The 15,599-nt window shown below is 64.8% G+C and carries 20 protein-coding genes; 7 read left to right on the top strand and 13 right to left on the bottom strand.

The features are described 5' to 3' along the window. The first annotated feature begins 78 nt into the window (after positions 1-78). Positions 79-486, top strand: a complete 408-nt coding sequence (locus AC1DJN_RS14065) for a hypothetical protein (protein ID WP_442251183.1) — start codon at positions 79-81, stop codon at positions 484-486. Positions 487-559: 73 nt separating this feature from the next. Here AC1DJN_RS14065 and AC1DJN_RS14060 read toward each other — a convergent pair whose 3' ends face one another. Further along, complete coding sequence (locus tag AC1DJN_RS14060; RefSeq protein WP_032976241.1) at positions 560-919, bottom strand: helix-turn-helix domain-containing protein; 360 nt, start codon at positions 917-919, stop codon at positions 560-562. A gap of 176 nt (positions 920-1,095) precedes the next feature. Between AC1DJN_RS14060 and AC1DJN_RS14055 the strand changes: the two genes are divergently transcribed. The 3 genes from AC1DJN_RS14055 to AC1DJN_RS14045 all read left to right on the top strand — a co-directional run bounded on the left by AC1DJN_RS14055 (position 1,096) and on the right by AC1DJN_RS14045 (position 3,656). Continuing rightward, entirely contained in the window at positions 1,096-1,311 is a 216-nt protein-coding gene (locus AC1DJN_RS14055) for a hypothetical protein (protein WP_032976240.1), read from the top strand. A gap of 129 nt (positions 1,312-1,440) precedes the next feature. Beyond that, positions 1,441-2,304, top strand: coding sequence for a Smlt3025 familytype IV secretion system inhibitor (locus AC1DJN_RS14050; RefSeq protein WP_478039343.1), 864 nt, complete (start codon positions 1,441-1,443; stop codon positions 2,302-2,304). Positions 2,305-2,330: 26 nt separating this feature from the next. Further along, complete coding sequence (locus tag AC1DJN_RS14045) at positions 2,331-3,656, top strand: Smlt3024 family type IV secretion system effector (RefSeq protein WP_478039342.1); 1,326 nt, start codon at positions 2,331-2,333, stop codon at positions 3,654-3,656. A gap of 45 nt (positions 3,657-3,701) precedes the next feature. Here the strand turns inward: AC1DJN_RS14045 and AC1DJN_RS14040 are convergent, their stop codons facing one another. From AC1DJN_RS14040 to AC1DJN_RS14010, 7 genes are all read right to left on the bottom strand, one after another. Next, a complete protein-coding gene (locus AC1DJN_RS14040; protein WP_282280522.1) occupies positions 3,702-4,079 on the bottom strand; it encodes an EF-hand domain-containing protein in 378 nt (125 codons plus the stop codon). A gap of 31 nt (positions 4,080-4,110) precedes the next feature. Continuing rightward, positions 4,111-4,503, bottom strand: a complete 393-nt coding sequence (locus AC1DJN_RS14035; protein ID WP_282280521.1) for a hypothetical protein — start codon at positions 4,501-4,503, stop codon at positions 4,111-4,113. Between the two features lie 90 nt (positions 4,504-4,593). Continuing rightward, positions 4,594-6,558: a MacB family efflux pump subunit gene (locus AC1DJN_RS14030; RefSeq protein WP_478039341.1), complete on the bottom strand. Its 1,965-nt coding sequence runs from the start codon at positions 6,556-6,558 to the stop codon at positions 4,594-4,596. Continuing rightward, complete coding sequence (locus AC1DJN_RS14025) at positions 6,555-7,745, bottom strand: efflux RND transporter periplasmic adaptor subunit (protein ID WP_282280519.1); 1,191 nt, start codon at positions 7,743-7,745, stop codon at positions 6,555-6,557. Before AC1DJN_RS14025 ends, AC1DJN_RS14030 begins: the two co-directional genes overlap by 4 nt. A gap of 136 nt (positions 7,746-7,881) precedes the next feature. After that, positions 7,882-8,304, bottom strand: a complete 423-nt coding sequence (locus AC1DJN_RS14020; RefSeq protein ID WP_478039340.1) for a hypothetical protein — start codon at positions 8,302-8,304, stop codon at positions 7,882-7,884. Positions 8,305-8,625: 321 nt separating this feature from the next. Then, a complete protein-coding gene (locus AC1DJN_RS14015; RefSeq protein WP_478039339.1) occupies positions 8,626-9,975 on the bottom strand; it encodes a sensor histidine kinase in 1,350 nt (449 codons plus the stop codon). After that, positions 9,975-10,649 (bottom strand): response regulator transcription factor, encoded by a 675-nt coding sequence (locus AC1DJN_RS14010; RefSeq protein WP_032976230.1) that lies wholly within the window; start codon positions 10,647-10,649, stop codon positions 9,975-9,977. The genes AC1DJN_RS14015 and AC1DJN_RS14010 overlap by 1 nt, the downstream gene beginning before the upstream one ends. Positions 10,650-10,860: 211 nt before the next feature. On the opposite strand from AC1DJN_RS14010, the gene AC1DJN_RS14005 reads away from it, so the two are divergent. After that, positions 10,861-11,142 carry a hypothetical protein gene (locus tag AC1DJN_RS14005; RefSeq protein WP_478039338.1) on the top strand — a complete coding sequence of 94 codons (282 nt, stop codon included), beginning with the start codon at positions 10,861-10,863 and terminating at the stop codon, positions 11,140-11,142. A 106-nt stretch (positions 11,143-11,248) separates the two neighbouring features. After that, positions 11,249-11,827, top strand: coding sequence for a hypothetical protein (locus AC1DJN_RS14000; RefSeq protein WP_235189945.1), 579 nt, complete (start codon positions 11,249-11,251; stop codon positions 11,825-11,827). An 11-nt stretch (positions 11,828-11,838) separates the two neighbouring features. On the opposite strand, the gene AC1DJN_RS13995 is transcribed toward AC1DJN_RS14000, so the two are convergent. Beyond that, positions 11,839-12,543, bottom strand: a complete 705-nt coding sequence (locus AC1DJN_RS13995) for a TetR/AcrR family transcriptional regulator (protein WP_081794560.1) — start codon at positions 12,541-12,543, stop codon at positions 11,839-11,841. An 82-nt stretch (positions 12,544-12,625) separates the two neighbouring features. On the opposite strand from AC1DJN_RS13995, the gene AC1DJN_RS13990 reads away from it, so the two are divergent. Beyond that, entirely contained in the window at positions 12,626-14,161 is a 1,536-nt protein-coding gene (locus AC1DJN_RS13990; RefSeq protein ID WP_032976226.1) for an FAD-dependent monooxygenase, read from the top strand. A gap of 38 nt (positions 14,162-14,199) precedes the next feature. Here the strand turns inward: AC1DJN_RS13990 and AC1DJN_RS13985 are convergent, their stop codons facing one another. From AC1DJN_RS13985 to AC1DJN_RS13970, 4 genes are all read right to left on the bottom strand, one after another. Next, complete coding sequence (locus AC1DJN_RS13985; protein WP_032976225.1) at positions 14,200-14,448, bottom strand: hypothetical protein; 249 nt, start codon at positions 14,446-14,448, stop codon at positions 14,200-14,202. A 128-nt stretch (positions 14,449-14,576) separates the two neighbouring features. Then, entirely contained in the window at positions 14,577-14,846 is a 270-nt protein-coding gene (locus tag AC1DJN_RS13980) for a hypothetical protein (RefSeq protein ID WP_032976223.1), read from the bottom strand. Positions 14,847-14,990: 144 nt separating this feature from the next. Further along, entirely contained in the window at positions 14,991-15,167 is a 177-nt protein-coding gene (locus AC1DJN_RS13975; RefSeq protein WP_165780900.1) for a hypothetical protein, read from the bottom strand. A gap of 9 nt (positions 15,168-15,176) precedes the next feature. Continuing rightward, a complete protein-coding gene (locus tag AC1DJN_RS13970) occupies positions 15,177-15,425 on the bottom strand; it encodes a hypothetical protein (RefSeq protein WP_025878727.1) in 249 nt (82 codons plus the stop codon). Between the last annotated feature and the right edge of the window lie 174 nt (positions 15,426-15,599).

The raw sequence follows: 15,599 nt of genomic DNA, 5'->3' as shown, positions 1-15,599 counted from the left end.
GCGTCATGTATCCGGCACGCCAACCCGCACCGTCCGCCACCTTGCATCTGCAGGTGGCCACACCGTGAGGTTGCCGCCATGTCTGACCTGCTTCCCGACTATCCCCGTCTGCACGCGCTGCTCGGCGATTCCGTGCGCGATCTTCCCAATGCTCTCGCCGAAAAGATGGAAGACGCACTCAGCGATGTCGCCGAGTCCGCGCCTCCCTCTGCGTTCTTCACGTTCCTGCAAGGCCACGGCAAAGGCCATCGTGCGGACGGCACACCGTGGTCCGAAAATCGCCTCACGCCCGGTCGTGCTTTCGACTTGGCCTTGGCCACTCGAAGTGCATCGGGCATCACCGCGCTCACTGCCATGTTGCACGCCGCACACGTAGCGCGGGAGAACGACGATCCGGGCTTCTATCCGTCGGCGGCCATGGTCGATGGTCTGTTTGATGCATGCGAAGCACTGTCGCTGCAGGTAGAGCGCTATCTTGACCCTTGATTCACAGGTGCGCCGCAACGGGAAGGGTGGGGACTTCCAACGTGGTCCCCATGCCTGCGGTTCAAGCGCCGTGCTAGTCGCTGTCGCTTTCTGCTTGCTCTGCGCCGCTCGACCGCTTCGCCCGCTCTTTCAATTCCGTCGCCAGTCGTCGCTGCTCTGCATGCGGCAACCTAGCGGCGGCGAGAATGACATTGGCCAGTGCATCGCTATCGGCCAGAAGATAGGCCAGCGGAACACCCAGTTCGGCAGCCATCTTTCCGGCAGTGGCAAAGTCCGGCTCCGACGCGCCCTGCTCGTAGCGTGTCACCCGGCTGGACACCACATCTTCAGACAAGCCAATGCGCCGGCCCAGCTCACGCTGGGAAATACCCATCGCCAAGCGCGCTTCTTTGAGGCGCTTGGTGAACTGGTCGCGGAGAGGTGTGGGGGACATTAACCGCCTGGGCGCATCCTGTAACGGTCTACAGGATGGCAACCGACCCCCATTCCGTATGCTACATTATTTGTAGCATCGTAAGGCGGGGGTGGGGCATGAAGCCGTCTTCGCGGCCAGCGCCGCCTGGCAGCACAATATCGACAATCTGCCTTGCCTGCGGATACCGCGGACCGATGGCCATCCGCAATGGCCGCGGGCATTGGTCTAGCTCCGGGTGGGCCTTCACGTTTCTGGCGCTGCTTGGCGGTGCAGTTGGTTTCTTATTGATGGGCGTCACCGGGATGCTGGCCATGTCGATACTGATCGGCATTGTGGGCGCACTCGCGGTCCGCCCGGCATCTGCCTACCACTCCTGCCCGCAGTGCCACGTCGATCTGCAGTGGCGGTGAAGGTGCCAACTGGCACGGCGATGGAGGTGCGTAGGAAAATTCTGATCGTGGGCGGGTAGTGATGACGTTCCTGTCCCGTTGATCGGCCTTTGCCTATAGTGGATCCAAACCCCGCAATGGAATGGCCCGATGCACCCGATGTCCTCCGGCCGGTGCCTGGCACTCGCAATCGCCGTCGCTGTGAGCGCCAGTGCCTGCGCACGACCGCCATCCACCGAACACGAAAGGAATCCCGCCATGCCTGGCGCAACGCAGACCGGCCGTACCCTCAACGGCCACACCTACACCGACGCGCCCGTGGACGTGAAGCTGGGGCCGAATACCTTCCGCATCCCCGCCAATTATCTGGACAGCCAGATTGCGCCTTGGCCGGGGGAGGGGGTGACGCTGGTTATCGAATGGCCTGACATGAAGCCGACGGCGCCGGGCGCACGGGCGAATCCGAGGACCAATGATTTCCGCAAGGAGATCGCGGTGGCGGTGAACTACATCGACAGGATTCCAATCGAAACGTCGCTTGCGCGACTGTCGTCCAACGAGGCCATCACCGAGGAGGGATCGGTGGAACGTGGTGATCCACGGGCACGCCTGGACCTGCGGATTGYCCGGCCAGCGACGCTGGGGCTGGTCCCTTATGCCATCGATGAAGAGAAGATGGCCCGCTATTCAAAGGACTACGAGGCCCGCTACGGCAAGCCTCCTGTTCGAAACCCGGCCTATGAAGATGACTGGTATGTTGCGCGCAACGAAGATGGTCAGCTCACCACATTCATAAAGTGCGAGACCACCTCGTTCCGGGGTGATGGCGTGCGCCTGGAAGGCGATCAGGTCATCGACCTCGACGACCCGGTGGCGGCAGGATGTACGCACTATTTCGTGGATGTCGAGAACAAGCTCTCGATCACCTTGAACTACAAGCGGGCATTCCTGAAGGACTGGAAGCGCATGGAAGACGCGGTACGGGATGCCTTGGCACGCACCAAGGCCAGGTGATCCGAAGACAATTCAAGGAGTAAGTCATGGGTGGACTGACCCAGAAGGACATCAGGATCCTCACTGCCTATGCGGATTCGGGCAACCGGGAGCTCTACTGGAACTATCTCTCGCAGCTTCCCGGTGCAGACGGTTATGGAACGCTGGCGTTGGGCGTTGTGCGCAACGACAGCCTGCCCGGGCGGGTGGCAAACAGCTACGCACAGGAACATGCGAGAACGCAGCACGACGATGGTTCACGCTTCCCCAATGCGGTGTTGAGTGAACGGCAATGGGAAGCCTTCGGACAGAGTCTGCTCAAGCAGGACCTCGTGTTGCGGCAGTACTGGTCGCAGCAGCAGCGCCCGGATCTTGCCTTGAACCTGCCCGGCAAGGATGTGATGACCGCGCACGACCGTGCGTTCGAGCAGCATCGCCTGGATCCCAATTGCTGGACACCCCGCGTGCTCCTTCAGGCCGCACTGGAAAAGAGTGGCCCGCAGAAGCTGGAGCAGATCTGGACCAACATGCTCGACAACGATGGGGCCGGACTCCCGCGGGTGGGAAGTACCAGCCGCGATGCGATCACCCAGATGGGATTGAGCAAGGGGAGCCAGTACCTCGGCACGCTGACGTTCCATGAAGTCACCCAGGCCCTGGGTGGCCGCTCCTCGGTCGACCCCAACGTCATTGGCGGCCTCAATTCCTACGCGCTGTACTTTGAAAAGGACGGCAAGTGGGCCAGTGTCACCTCCGGCGGCGGCCACAGTTCGCTGCGCGAGATCACCAATCCGACCCGCATCGCCGAACTCAACGATGCCCGCGAAGTCCGCCTGGAGCGGCAGCAGAAGGCCACCCAGTTCCACCCGGAAGATCCGTACCGAACCATCACCCGCAGTCCGCTTACCGCATCGGCAGATGGCCTGCCGGATCTCAAGCGCACACCCACCCGTCTGGCAGACATTGGCCCGGACCACGCCGAGTACAGTCTGCTGCAGCAGGTCAGCGGGCATGTCGCCGGCATCGATGCCAGAGCAGGACGCACGCCGGAYGAAARCAGTGAACGWCTGACSGCCAGCGTGATGGYCCTKGCYCGGCAGAACAACCTGGACCGTGCCGACCATGTGCTGCTCAGCGCGCAGACGGCGGACAGCCCAGCGGGCCGCAACGTGTTCGTGGTGCAGGGCGAGATGAACGACCCGGCACACCTGAGGGCTTCCATGCCCACCGATGTGGCCGTGCAGACGCCGGTAGAGCAGTCGTTGCAGCGTCTGGAGCTGGCCAGTGCAGAACGGCAACAGGCCCAGTCCCAGCGTCAGCAGCAGGAACTGGACAACCAGGTGCGCGAGCATCCGGCAATGCGCCTGGCATAGTGCACAGCAAGGGGCAGTGGGGTATTCCCATTGCCCCCGCACCCGTCACTTCCCCGGTGCGTCGGCAGTCTGCGCCGCCACCATCGCCTGCTGCATTTCCTTCAGCGACAGGTAGGCATCGCCGTCGGTATCCAGCCCCGTGAAGTACTTCGCGATTTCCGGCACCACGGTCGCTTCTTCCTTGCTGATCTTTCCGTCCTTGTTCTTGTCCATCGCAGCGAACGCGGCATCGATCGAGTCAGCCTGCTTGCTGAAGCGTGCCTGCTGATACGTAGCAAACTCGCCCTTGTCGACGCGACCGTCCTTGTTGCTGTCCATCGCGGTGAAGGTGGAATCGATATAGGCCTGTTTCGGGTCGGCTGGCGCCGCCTGTGCAAGCAGCGGGGCGGCGCACAGCGCGATCAACAGGGCGGTCTTGTTCATATGCATTGCATGTAGTCCTTGAGCGAGGGAGTCAGCGGCAGGGGTAGGTGTAGCCATCGCGGTCGCGATAGCTGTCGGTGCGGCGGTCATAGTTGCCGTAGCGGTTCATGCAGTAATCGGCGCGCTCGCGTGTTTCCCGCTCGCGCTTCGCCGCTGCCGCAATCACGCCCGCCACCACGGCCGCGCCCACGACGCCCACCACCACGCCCGTGGTCTTGGCGTCGTGCCGGCGCTCGCGTTCCCGGTCACGCTCCCGCTCGCGGCGCTGCCAGTCATCGCGCTCGCGGTCACGATAGTCCTGGTTCCACTGCGGGTTGTGGCGGTCGCCACGCTGCGCATGGGCATCGCCCGAGTAGGGCAGCAGCACCAGCAGCTGCGCGGTTGCTGCCAGTAGCAGCGCATTTCTTCCTGTTTTCAGAAACATCGTCCAGCTCCTGTGCGGACATCGTCGGTAGCTGCAGTACACACCGCAGACATTGCGCGAACCTGCCGTCACCGCAGTCAATTGCGGTGATTACCGGACCAGCGCTTCCACCGGATCCAGCTGCGCCGCGCGCCGTGCAGGTAAGAAGCCGAAGCCGATCCCGATCAGGCTGGAACACGCGAACGCCGCGATGATTGAATTCGCTGAAAACACCAGGCTGAAGCCCACGTCGGCCAGTGCCAGCACTGCGCCCAGCAGCAACGCCACACCAATGCCCAGCACACCACCAAGCAGGCACACCAGCACCGACTCGATCAGGAACTGCTGCAGGATGTCGCTGCGCCGCGCGCCCACGGCCATGCGTACGCCGATCTCACGGGTGCGCTCGGTCACTGATACCAGCATGATGTTCATCACTCCTATACCGCCGACCACCAGCGCGATGGCGGCAATGGAGCTGATCATCATGGTGAGGATGCCGGTGGTCTGTTCAATCGAGTGGCGGATCTGCGCGTTGTTGCTCATGAAGAAGTCGGTACTGCCGTGGCGGCGGGTCAGCAATCGTGCAATGGCCTGCTCGGCCGCTTCCATGCTGATCGCATCGGATACGCGCACGGTGATGCTGGATACATGGCTCTGGCCCAACACCCGCGCCATGGCGGTGGTGTAGGGCATCCATACCCGTAGCAGCGAGGCGTCGCCGGCGGCGCCGGCATCTTTCTTCACTACACCCACCACGCGCACCGGCACGGTGCCCAGCAGCAGGGTCTGCCCGATGGGGTTCTCGGCTGCGGCGAAGAAGCGCGCGCGGGTGTTGGCGTCGATGATCGCCACCTGCTGGTAGCCAGCCACACCCTGCGCGCCGAAGAAGGTGCCTTCGCCCAGCTTCAATCCATGCACGCGGAAGTACTGTTCGCTGACGCCCTGCACCTGCACGCTGGCGGAGCGGTTGCCGCGCATCGCAGTACCCGTGGTGGCTACGCCAGGGGTGGCACTGTCCACGAACGGTTGCCCGGCCAGGGCCACGCTGTCACCCGGGGTAAGGGTCTCCACCCGCGCCGCGTGCAGGTCGCCAAAGCCGGAGCCTGGATAGATCTCGATGGTGCTGGTACCCAGCGAAGAGATGTTGGACAGGATGGCCTGACGCGCGCCCGTACCCAGCGCGACCACCGACACCACCGAGGCGATGCCGATGATGATGCCGAGCATGGTCAGGAAGGTACGCATGCGGTGTGCGTTCATGGCGCGCAGGGCCATTCGGAAGGCCTCGGAGAAGCGATCACGCACGGCCTGCCAGCCGATGCCATCGTTGCGTTGCGGYATCGCGGTCGGCGCCACGCCCGCTGCCGAGCCAGCACCGGTGGCACGATCATCGACAATCCGACCATCGCGGATCTCGATGATGCGCTGGGCGTGTTCGGCCACCGCCATGTCATGGGTCACCAGCACCACGGTGTGGCCTTCGGCATGCAGCTCGCCGAGGATCTTCATCACTTCCTTGCCCGACTGTGTATCCAGGGCGCCGGTCGGTTCGTCGGCGAAAATCACCGCACCGCCATTCATCAGTGCGCGGGCAATCGACACGCGTTGCTGCTGGCCCCCCGACAGCTCGCCGGGCAGATGTTGCATGCGTTCACTCAGGCCCAGCCGCGCCAGCAGTTCGGCGGCCCGCGCCTGGCGCGCGGGGGAGGGCATGCCGGCATAGATCGCCGGCACTTCCACGTTGCCCAGCGCGGTCAGGTCGGCCAGCAGGTGGTAACGCTGGAAGATGAAGCCGAAGTGTTCGCGGCGTAGTTCGGCCAGTTCWTCGGGCGACATCTGCGCGGTCTGGCGCCCTGCAATCTGGTATTCGCCGGCAGAGGGGCGATCGAGGCAGCCGAGGATGTTCATCAGCGTCGACTTGCCCGAGCCGGACTGGCCGACAATGGCCACCAGTTCACCGGCATGGATGTCCAGGTCCACACCGTCCAGTACCACCAGCGTCTGCTCGCCGGCGGCGAATTCACGGCGCAGCCCACGTACGCTCAGCAGAGGCTCGCTCATGGGGGCGCTCATCGGGGCTGCGCGGGTGCGGCGGCGTCTTCGTCGCCGGCTTGAGCCAGAACCACCTGCTCGCCTTGCTTCAAGCCGCTGCGTACTTCCACCTGGATCTGGTCATCCAGCCCGATGGCGATGCGCCGCGCCACTGCGCGCCCGTCTGCACCGCGAACCTGCACGCTGTAGCTGCCATCGCCGGCCCGCGCACCCAGCGCGGCGGAGGGGATGGTCAGCACGTTGTTGGCACGGCCGAGCACGATGCGTACCTGGGCGGTCATGTAGCTGCGCAGGCGCCCATCACGGTTGTCCACGTCGAACTGGCCGTTGTAGTACATGGCGGTACGGCTGCCGGCGGACAACGCCGGTGACGTGAGGCTGGATGCATCTTCGTTGGTGATCGATTCGGGCGCGGGCGCGATGTCGCGCAGCGTGCTGCTGTAGCGGCGGCCCGCATCGCCAAGGATGGTGAAGAAGGCTTCCTGGCCGACCGTGGTGTGCACAACGTCGGCCTCGGAGATTTCGGCATAGACGGTCATCACGTCCTGGTTGCCCAGCATGACGATGGTGGGTGCGCTCTGTACCGCGTTCACCGTCTGCCCCTGGCGGGCGACCACCGCCAGCACCGTGCCATCGGTAGGCGCGGTGATGCGGGTGTATTCCAGATTGGTCTGCGCGATGTCCACCTCGGTCTGCCGCTGCACGATCTCCCCATCCAGCGCTTTGATCTGTTCGCGGGTTGCCTCCACCTTGGCGTTGGCCGCGTCGAAGTCGGCGCGGGCAACCAGCTGCGATGCGACCAGCCGTTGCTGCCGCCGCAGGGTCAGTTCGAGCTGGCGCAGATCGGTGGCCAGTGCATCGCGGTTGGCGCGTGCGGTGCGCTGTGCTGCCTGCGCACTCAGCAGTGCATTGCGCTGGGTACGGGAGTCGATGTCGGCAATCGGGTCACCTGCCTTCACCTTGTCGCCCAGCTTCACGTACAGGGTTTCGATGCGTCCGGAAACCTGCGCGCCCACGCTTACCAGTCGCGATGGCTTGAGGGTGCCGGTGGCTTCCACCACCTGTTCGATGTTTCCGCGCACCACGGGCGCGAGCTGCAGCGGTGGCGGCGGTGCCGGTCGGAGCCAGAACCAGACGGCAATGGCAGTGCACAGTACGGCACCGGCGGTCATCAGCAGTCGGCGGTGTTTACGCGGTGCTGTGCTCATTCGCACAGCATCCAGAAGGAGCAGGTCATCGGTGGTCCTCGCGGCAGGAGAGATGCACGCTCCGGGTGCCGGGCGTGGATGGCCGTCGAGTCTCAAGGTGATGGATTGCGTGAACCTTGCGGCGCTGTCGTGGTTGTCAGGTCACTTCCATGGCGATGACCAGCGCCACGGCGACGAACTGCAAGGCACTGCCCAGCACCAGCAATGCGCTGCGCAGACGGTCGGATGTCATGCGCAGGCTGCAGAGCTGGCACAGCGTGCCGATCACCAGCCCTGCGGCAGCGAGTGTGCTGGTCGGCTGCGCGTGCACGCGATGTATCACCAGCGGGACCCACGCGCTTGCCAGCATCATCCACGCTGCATGCGTGTCCATGTTGCGCAGAGCAGCAGGGAGGGTTCGCKCTGTRGTTGATCGCCATGCGGACAGCGCGTGCAGCACGGCATGTGCGACGACGAAGAGCAGCACTGCGCTGGTCAGTGCTGCGTGTGCATGGCGGTGCGTTGAAACCACCAGTGCACTGCCGGGCAGCAACAGGAACAGCGCGGCAAAAAGGCGCATCAGCACGTTCGGACGCTTCGCAGTAGGTATCGCGCGCAGCCACTGTGGCCAATGCGGCAGTCCGCGCGCGCGATCGGCATGCGAGCGTCTATTCCACGCAGCCGCGGTCAAACCGGATGTGGCTGGTGTCGTGCGGGATCGGCTAGAGGAGGAGGGTGGAGGAACTCCTTCGGTCACGTGCAGGCTTCCTGTCAGGATGGAACGCGATGGCAGCGCAGATGCCATCGATTCGATGCTGCGCAGCGAACATTGCCGCAACCTTGCGTGTCATCGCTGTCTGCAGCGCACGGACAGGCGGCAGTCACCGATGTGCGGACGTCCTCACTGCTCTACCGATGGCGCAGAGACAACGCCCGGGTGCTGTGGGAATTCGACGCGGATCAGCGCGCCGCCACCAGGGGCATCCAGAATCGTGACATGGCCACCGTGACGGTCGATCACCTGCCGCACCAGGTTCAGTCCCAGGCCCGCACCGGTCTGGCGTGGGCGCAGTCGCTGGAACGGCTCGAACACACGTTCGCGCTGGTCCACCGGAATGYCGGGGCCATCGTCTTCCACTTCCAGGCAGCTGCCCTGCACCCGCACGATGATCTGGCGGCCACCGTGCTCGGCGGCATTCAACACCAGGTTGGAGATCACCCGTTCGACCGCGCCAGCCTCACCCAGCACCGGGAAGTGTGGTTCCACCGCCACCGCCACCGTCTTGTCCGACTGGATCAGCAGGGGCGCAAGATCGGCGGCCACCCGTTTGGCCACCCGGGCCAGGTTGAGGGTTTCCTTTGGACCGTCCTCTTCCATGCGGTGCAGGTCCAGCAGCTGCTCGGCCAGGGTCGCCAGACGCGCGACTTCAACGGCAAAGCTGCGCGAAGTCGAATCATCAGCGGCATCGATCTTTACCCGCAGGATCGCGATCGGCGTGCGCAACTCATGCGCCGCTGCGGCGATGAAACGGCGTTGCCGCTCGTGTCCTTCATCCAACCGACCCAATGCATCGTTGACGGCGGTCACCAGCGGCGCGATCTCCACCGGCACCGCGGTCTCGGTCAGGCGGATGCCACGACGGCTGGCCGAGATGTTGCGGGCTTCCTGCGCGATGCGCTCGACACCGGCCAGTGCCCGCCGCACGATGATCGGCGTCAGGATGATGGTGGCCAGCGCCAGCAGCAGGAAGATCGGCAGGGTGATGATGTGCGCGGCCAACGCCATCTGCATGGTCAGTGAATCGGTTTCGCCATGGGCCATGATGGTCAGCTTGCCGGCCGGTCCGCCGTGCTGGCGTACCACCACGGCCAGGCCATCGCTGCGATCACGCCCGCGCAGGTCGCCATAGGGGATGCCATCGAGGGCGCCGACCAGCGAGGCATAGGCCGGTGGCACATGACCGAAGGTGACGTGGTGCCCATGCTCGTCCTCGGCGATGAACCAGGCACCGGGGACGATCTTCAGCAGTTCGGCCAGCTCCGGCGTGTGCTGCACGTACAGTTCGCCGTTGCGGTCGCGGTGCACCGCCTCGGCCGCCACCGGTGCGAAGGTCTGGATGGTGTAGTAGCCACCGCTGTCGGCACGAACCAGCACCATCAGCAGGGCGAAGAAGGCCACCAGCAGGGCCAGCAACTGGTAGATCAGCGTCTTGACGATCAGCGGTCGCTTCAACGACGGGCGACGCGCCATCACTTGCTTTCCCGCATCAGATAGCCAACCCCGCGAATGGCGTGGATCTCCACGCCCGCATCGGCGTCAGCGAGTTTTCGGCGCAGGCGCGAGACGTGCGAATCCAGGGTGTTGGAATGGATGCCGTCGTCGAAGCCATACACCGCCATCTCGATGGATTCGCGCAGCACGGTGCGGCCCAGGCGCCGTGCGAGGGCGGCCAGCACCCGGATCTCGCGCCGCGGCAGCTCCAGCCGCTGGCCGTCCACACTGGCCTCGCCCGAGGCGGGGTCGAACACCAATCGGCCGATGCTGATGGACTCCACTTGCAATCCGCTTGGACGACGGCCAGCAGCACGGATCCGCGCGAACAGCTCCTCCAGCGCGAAGGGTTTGGCCAGGTAGTCATCGGCGCCTTCATCCAGGCCGGCAATCCGGTCCGGCAACTGGCCCAGCGCGCTCAGCACGATGATCGGCACCCCGGGGTTGCGCTCGCGCAGCACCGAAATCAACGCCAGGCCATCGCCATCAGGCAGGGTGCGGTCCAACAGCACCAGATCGTGCAGGCCGCACAGGGCCGCCTCCCGCGCCAGTGCCAGGGTATTGGCCACGTCCACTACATAGCGCTCGCGCTGCAGGGCGGACTTGAGGGTGGCGGCCAGTTCGGCTTCGTCTTCGATCAGCAGGATGTGCATCAGCAGGGCTTGGGCAGGGAGAGGCCGCAGAAGGGCGGTTCGGCACGCGCCGGCACCGTATTACAGGAACATTGCGTGAACATGGCGTGCCTCCGCATCTGCCGGAAGACCATGGCGGCAGGTGGTGAAGCCGAAGGTCCGGCGCAAGGTTCACGCAATCCAGGCGCTCCAGCCTTGGCGCCCATTCGCAGTTCCCATCCCTGGAGTCACCATGAAGTTGTTCGTTCCGCTGCTGTTCCTCGCCACGATGACCGGCTGCACCACCGCCAAGATGACCGTCACCCCGGATGGCCGCCGTGGCGTTTCCATCGACTGCAGCGGCTCCAGTTCCTGGAGCGGTTGCTACGAGAAGRCCGGGCAGATGTGCCCCGGTGGCTACGTGGTCTTCAGCAAGGATGGCGATGAGGGCAACGCCATCGCGGTCGGCAACAAGAACGGCTTCACCTCCACCCAGATGGTCACCCGCTCGATGCTGGTGTCCTGCTCCGGTTGACGATCACGTCGCTCATCTTTCGTGCTCCCTGCGCCGACTGAACGATCAGGGCCGGACACATCGCGGCGCTGATCATCTGGCAGGGATGGATGGACATCCCGCACGCATGGGTGCACGACGCGTCATTTTCCTGCAGATGCCCGATATCAGGCGCTTTCAGCGGCGCGGCCATTCGCGGGCAGCGCTGCTCTTTCCTTTTGCTTCATGCCCCTGTAACACGATCATCGCTACCACGGTGGTCCCAGCGATTCCGCTGGGATCTTCTGGAGACGCTGGAATGGAGTTCAGAACGTCTGTATTGCTCGTGGCCCTGATGGCCGCTCCCGCAGTAGCCCATGCTGAAGTCTGCTTTTCGCGGGACGGTTTCGTCATGACATGTCCCAGCTTGTTGCCGCACCCGGTGAAGGCACGATTCGAGGTTGGAACGTTGCCACGCGTGGCCGGCTCGCCTTCGGAAATCTACATCACCGGTGGCGGGAGGGTGGATGGCACCAGCAATTTCTATGTGTTTGCCAACGGCAAGATGCTGTGCGAGACGAGCGGCAATCTCGATGGTAGCAACACCACGCCCGTACGGCATTGCAATGGCACGATCACAACACCCGGAACCTACGTGATCTCGGCATCACGCAGCAATAGCGGCAATTTCCTGGCCCCGGACGATGTGGTGATCAACGTCCAGTAAAACATCTGCCATCAAGGGCCCCGGGCCGTAGTTGCCGGGGCCTGGTCCTGCACCCCGATCCGCATGTCACTGCACTGGCGCTGCGCCGGGTCGGTATACGGTGTGCTGGCCAATGCCACCAGCGTCCCCGTCGCGCCGCGCACGATCAGCGGCACCATCACCTGCCGCGGATCACCGCCGAACGACAGGGCGCGCAGCCCCTGTTCGTAGGCGGCCACCATCGACGCCATCAGCATCGTCGCACCCAGTCGTGCGTCGGCGTCGCCGACGGGTCGCCCCGCTGACTCAGCCATCAACTGCGCCAGGTCATCGGTCAGCAGCGCCTGCAGCTGCCGCGCATGGGCCACCAGTACGGCGCTTTGGGCCACGGTTTTCCAGAACGACGCCGCACCGGCGTTGATCCGCAGCAGCGGATGGCCGGTGTCCAGCAGTTCCCGCACCAGTCCTTGGAAGGCGGCCAGCGGCGTCATCGACGTGCGCGCGGCCATGCCCTCGCGCAGCAGCTGGCGCGCTTCCTCGTCACGGTCGAACACCAGCTGTTCCTTGCTGGCGAAGTAGTTGAACACCGTCTTGCGCGAAACCCCGGCGGCATCGGCGATCTCGCTCATTGACACCGCCTCGAAGCCGCGCTCGATGATCAGCCGGGTGGCGACGTCGGAAATCGCCTGTCGGGTCTCGGCTTTGCGCTGCTCACGGCGGCCGGGTGGCGGGGGCATGGGCGGGTCACTTGTGGAAAAGTACACCGAGTGTAACATTGAGGCCGCCAGAGTGCCGACCGGGTGCTCACGAGGATTGCCAATGCGGTACGACGTCGTCATTGCCGGGGCTGGCCCGGTGGGACTGCTGCTGGCCTGTGAACTGCGTCAGGCAGGAAGCGCGGTGCTGGTACTGGAGCAGGTGGCCTCGCCGGATTCGCCGCTGAAGCGCCTGCCGTTCGGGCTGCGCGGTTTGAATGCCCCGACGCTGGAGGCGCTCGACCGACGCGGTCTGCTGGACGCGGTGGCAGCCGGCCAGGTGCTGAAGCCGGAGAAAGGCCCGCCGCCGCCGGGAACCGCGCACTGGCTCTCGCAGCCACGCAAGCTGGGTGGTCACTTCGCGGGTATTCCGTTTGCACTGGACAACGTCGACAGCGGTCGCTGGCCGTGGCGCCTGCCCAGCCCGGTCGGCACGCAGATGGCGGTGGAACTGCAGGCGCTGGAGGCCGTGCTGGCCGAGCGCGCGCAGGCGCTGGGCGCAGTGATCCTGCGTGGTGCAGGCGTGCAGAGCGTGCAGATGGGGGCCGGCGAGGTCCAGGTCGAGGCGGGCGGACAGGCCTTCCGCGGGCGCTGGCTGGTCGGCTGCGATGGAGGCCGCAGCACCGTGCGCAAGCAGTGCGGTTTCAGCTTTGCTGGTACCGATCCAGAGTTCACCGGCCACTCGCTCAGTGTTGAACTGGAAGATCCGACGGTACTCAGCCCGGGGCGTCACACCACCGCGCAGGGCATGTGCAACTTCAATCCGCCGGGCACGATCGCCCTGGCCGACTTCGACGGCGGCGCGGGCCACCGCCAGCCACTTGATCGCGAATCGGCACAGGCGCTGCTGCGCCGCATCTCCGGCCGCGAAGCAACGATCACCGCACTGCATCTGGCCACCACCTGGACCGACGGCGCACGGCAGGCCACCGCCTATCGTCGTGGCCGCGTGCTGCTGGCCGGCGATGCCGCACATGTGCATTCGCCGCTGGGTGGGCAGGGTCTGAACCTGGGCCTGGGCGATGCGATGAACCTTGGCTGGAAGCTCGCCGCCGTCGTGCGCGGCGAGGCAGCTGATGCGCTGTTGGATACCTATCAGGCCGAACGCCATCCGATCGGCGCGCGCGTGCTGGAATGGTCGCGCGCGCAGGTCGCATTGATGCGCCCAAGCGCGGGCTCACGTGCACTGGCTGCCATCGTCGCCGATCTGGCAGAAACACGTGATGGCGCCACGTATCTCGCCGAGCGCGTGTGGGGTGTGGGCCAGCAGCTGGACCTCGGCCATACCCATCCGCTGGTGGGCCGCAGCACGCCGGATTTCCTGCTGGTCGATGGTCGCCGCATGGGTGAACTACTGCGGGCAGGGCAGGCGGTGCTGCTGGTGTTCGATGCTGCTGCCTCGTTGTGCGAGGCGGTTGATGTTGAACGGGCCCGCATCCTGTCCATCGCGCAGCCCGCTGTCGATTCGCTGGGCCTGTCGGCGCTGCTGGTTCGTCCGGACGGCATTGTCGCCTGGGCCAGTGATGGCGCCGATGCGGCAGGACTGGCGCGGGCGGTACAGGAATGGACGAGCTCAGCTGGCAGGGAAGCGATTGCCTGACTTCCGGCGCAGCCCGCGCAGGGCTGCGCCGCCATCTTTCAGAGATCCTTCTTCTTGCCGCTCAGGTCCAGCGGCTGGTCACTGCCTTTGCGCTCGCTCGACCAGACCTCAACGCTCTTGCTGCATCGGCTTTCGCGGGCGGCAACCTCAGGCGGCAGGTCCTTCACATGCGGCGACTCCTGGCAGGCTGCGTGCATGGCCGAATCGTCATAAGTGGCACAGCCACTGATGGAAGCGAGAGCAAGGAAACAGAGAGCGGAGCGGAGCAGGGGCTGCAGCAGGCGCATGGGGAGATCTCAAGAGGGCCGGTCTGGCCATCGAATTCAATCCGTGACTTGGCTCACGCGCAATCCGACTGGCAGCACTTGTTATTGAGTAACAATTGTGGGAACGCTCAGAGGCGGGCGATTGCCAATCAGGCAATGCAGATCAGGAATATCGTCGACAGCGCGAGCATCAGCACGAACACACGCCGGCTCAAGGCCAGGCAGGTCAGGCAGGCCGCCAACGCCCAGGCCGCCAGCAGTGCACATCCCAGCAGCCACAGCCCGACCGTCATCATCGAGCCGGCCGCTGCGGCAGACAGCGCAAAGACCTTGAACAGCGCCACGCCCAGCACGCTGCCCAGCGCGCCGGCCCGCAGGGCAATCGCATCGTGGCAGGTGGGGGAAAGCTGGCGGTGCATGAGGGCTGTGTCGCGCTTTGGGAGCTGGCGTGCGCAACTCTGCAGCAAGGCGGATCTACGCCGCGTGTTCGTCGCACCGCCAGCGCGCAAATGCCGTGATGAGCTCACCACGGCATGTGCATGCTGAATGCCAGTGCTGCCCGGTCAGCGCGCCGGTTGGGAGGCCAGCATGTCGCGCCCGTGTGGGGTCAGATCGATATCCGCATCTTCCGCCTGCACCGCCAGGCCTTCCTTCACGGCCCACGTCGCCGCATCGCTTCCTACAGGGCGCGCATCGGCAATGGCGCGCAGGATGGTGAACTGTTCTTCAGTCAACGGCATGGTACGTCCTCATACGCCCAGCAGGGGCGGCAGTTGCCAGTCCGAAAGGCGCGCATTGCTGATGGCCTGATGGCAGCCACAGGCATCACAACGGAACAGCGTACCGCCCGGCAGGTGCAACAGGTTTGCATCCTGGGCGCAGGTGATTTCCGCACAATGACGGCATGACACGGTAAGCGAAATGATTCGCTCCACGTCGCCGGAAATATTGAACGCGGCCTCGAAGGCATGGATGGCGAAGTGGCCGGTGTCCGGCATGGTGTTCTCGGTTGCAGACAGGTGTCTCCATCCTCGTTTTCCCACCGTGATGAGGCTGTCAGGCCAGCGCGGTGGCGAAGTCAACGAGGTCCGCTGCTACGCTTCAGGACTGCGCATGCGGCTGGGATAGCATGCAGTTTGAATTTCCACTCGCCGCTGGCAACGGAGTAGCTC

This window comes from Stenotrophomonas sp. 05L414_2, assembly GCF_056397905.1.
Note: the sequence above shows the minus strand (reverse complement) of the source record. Positions and strands in the feature narration are given on the sequence as shown.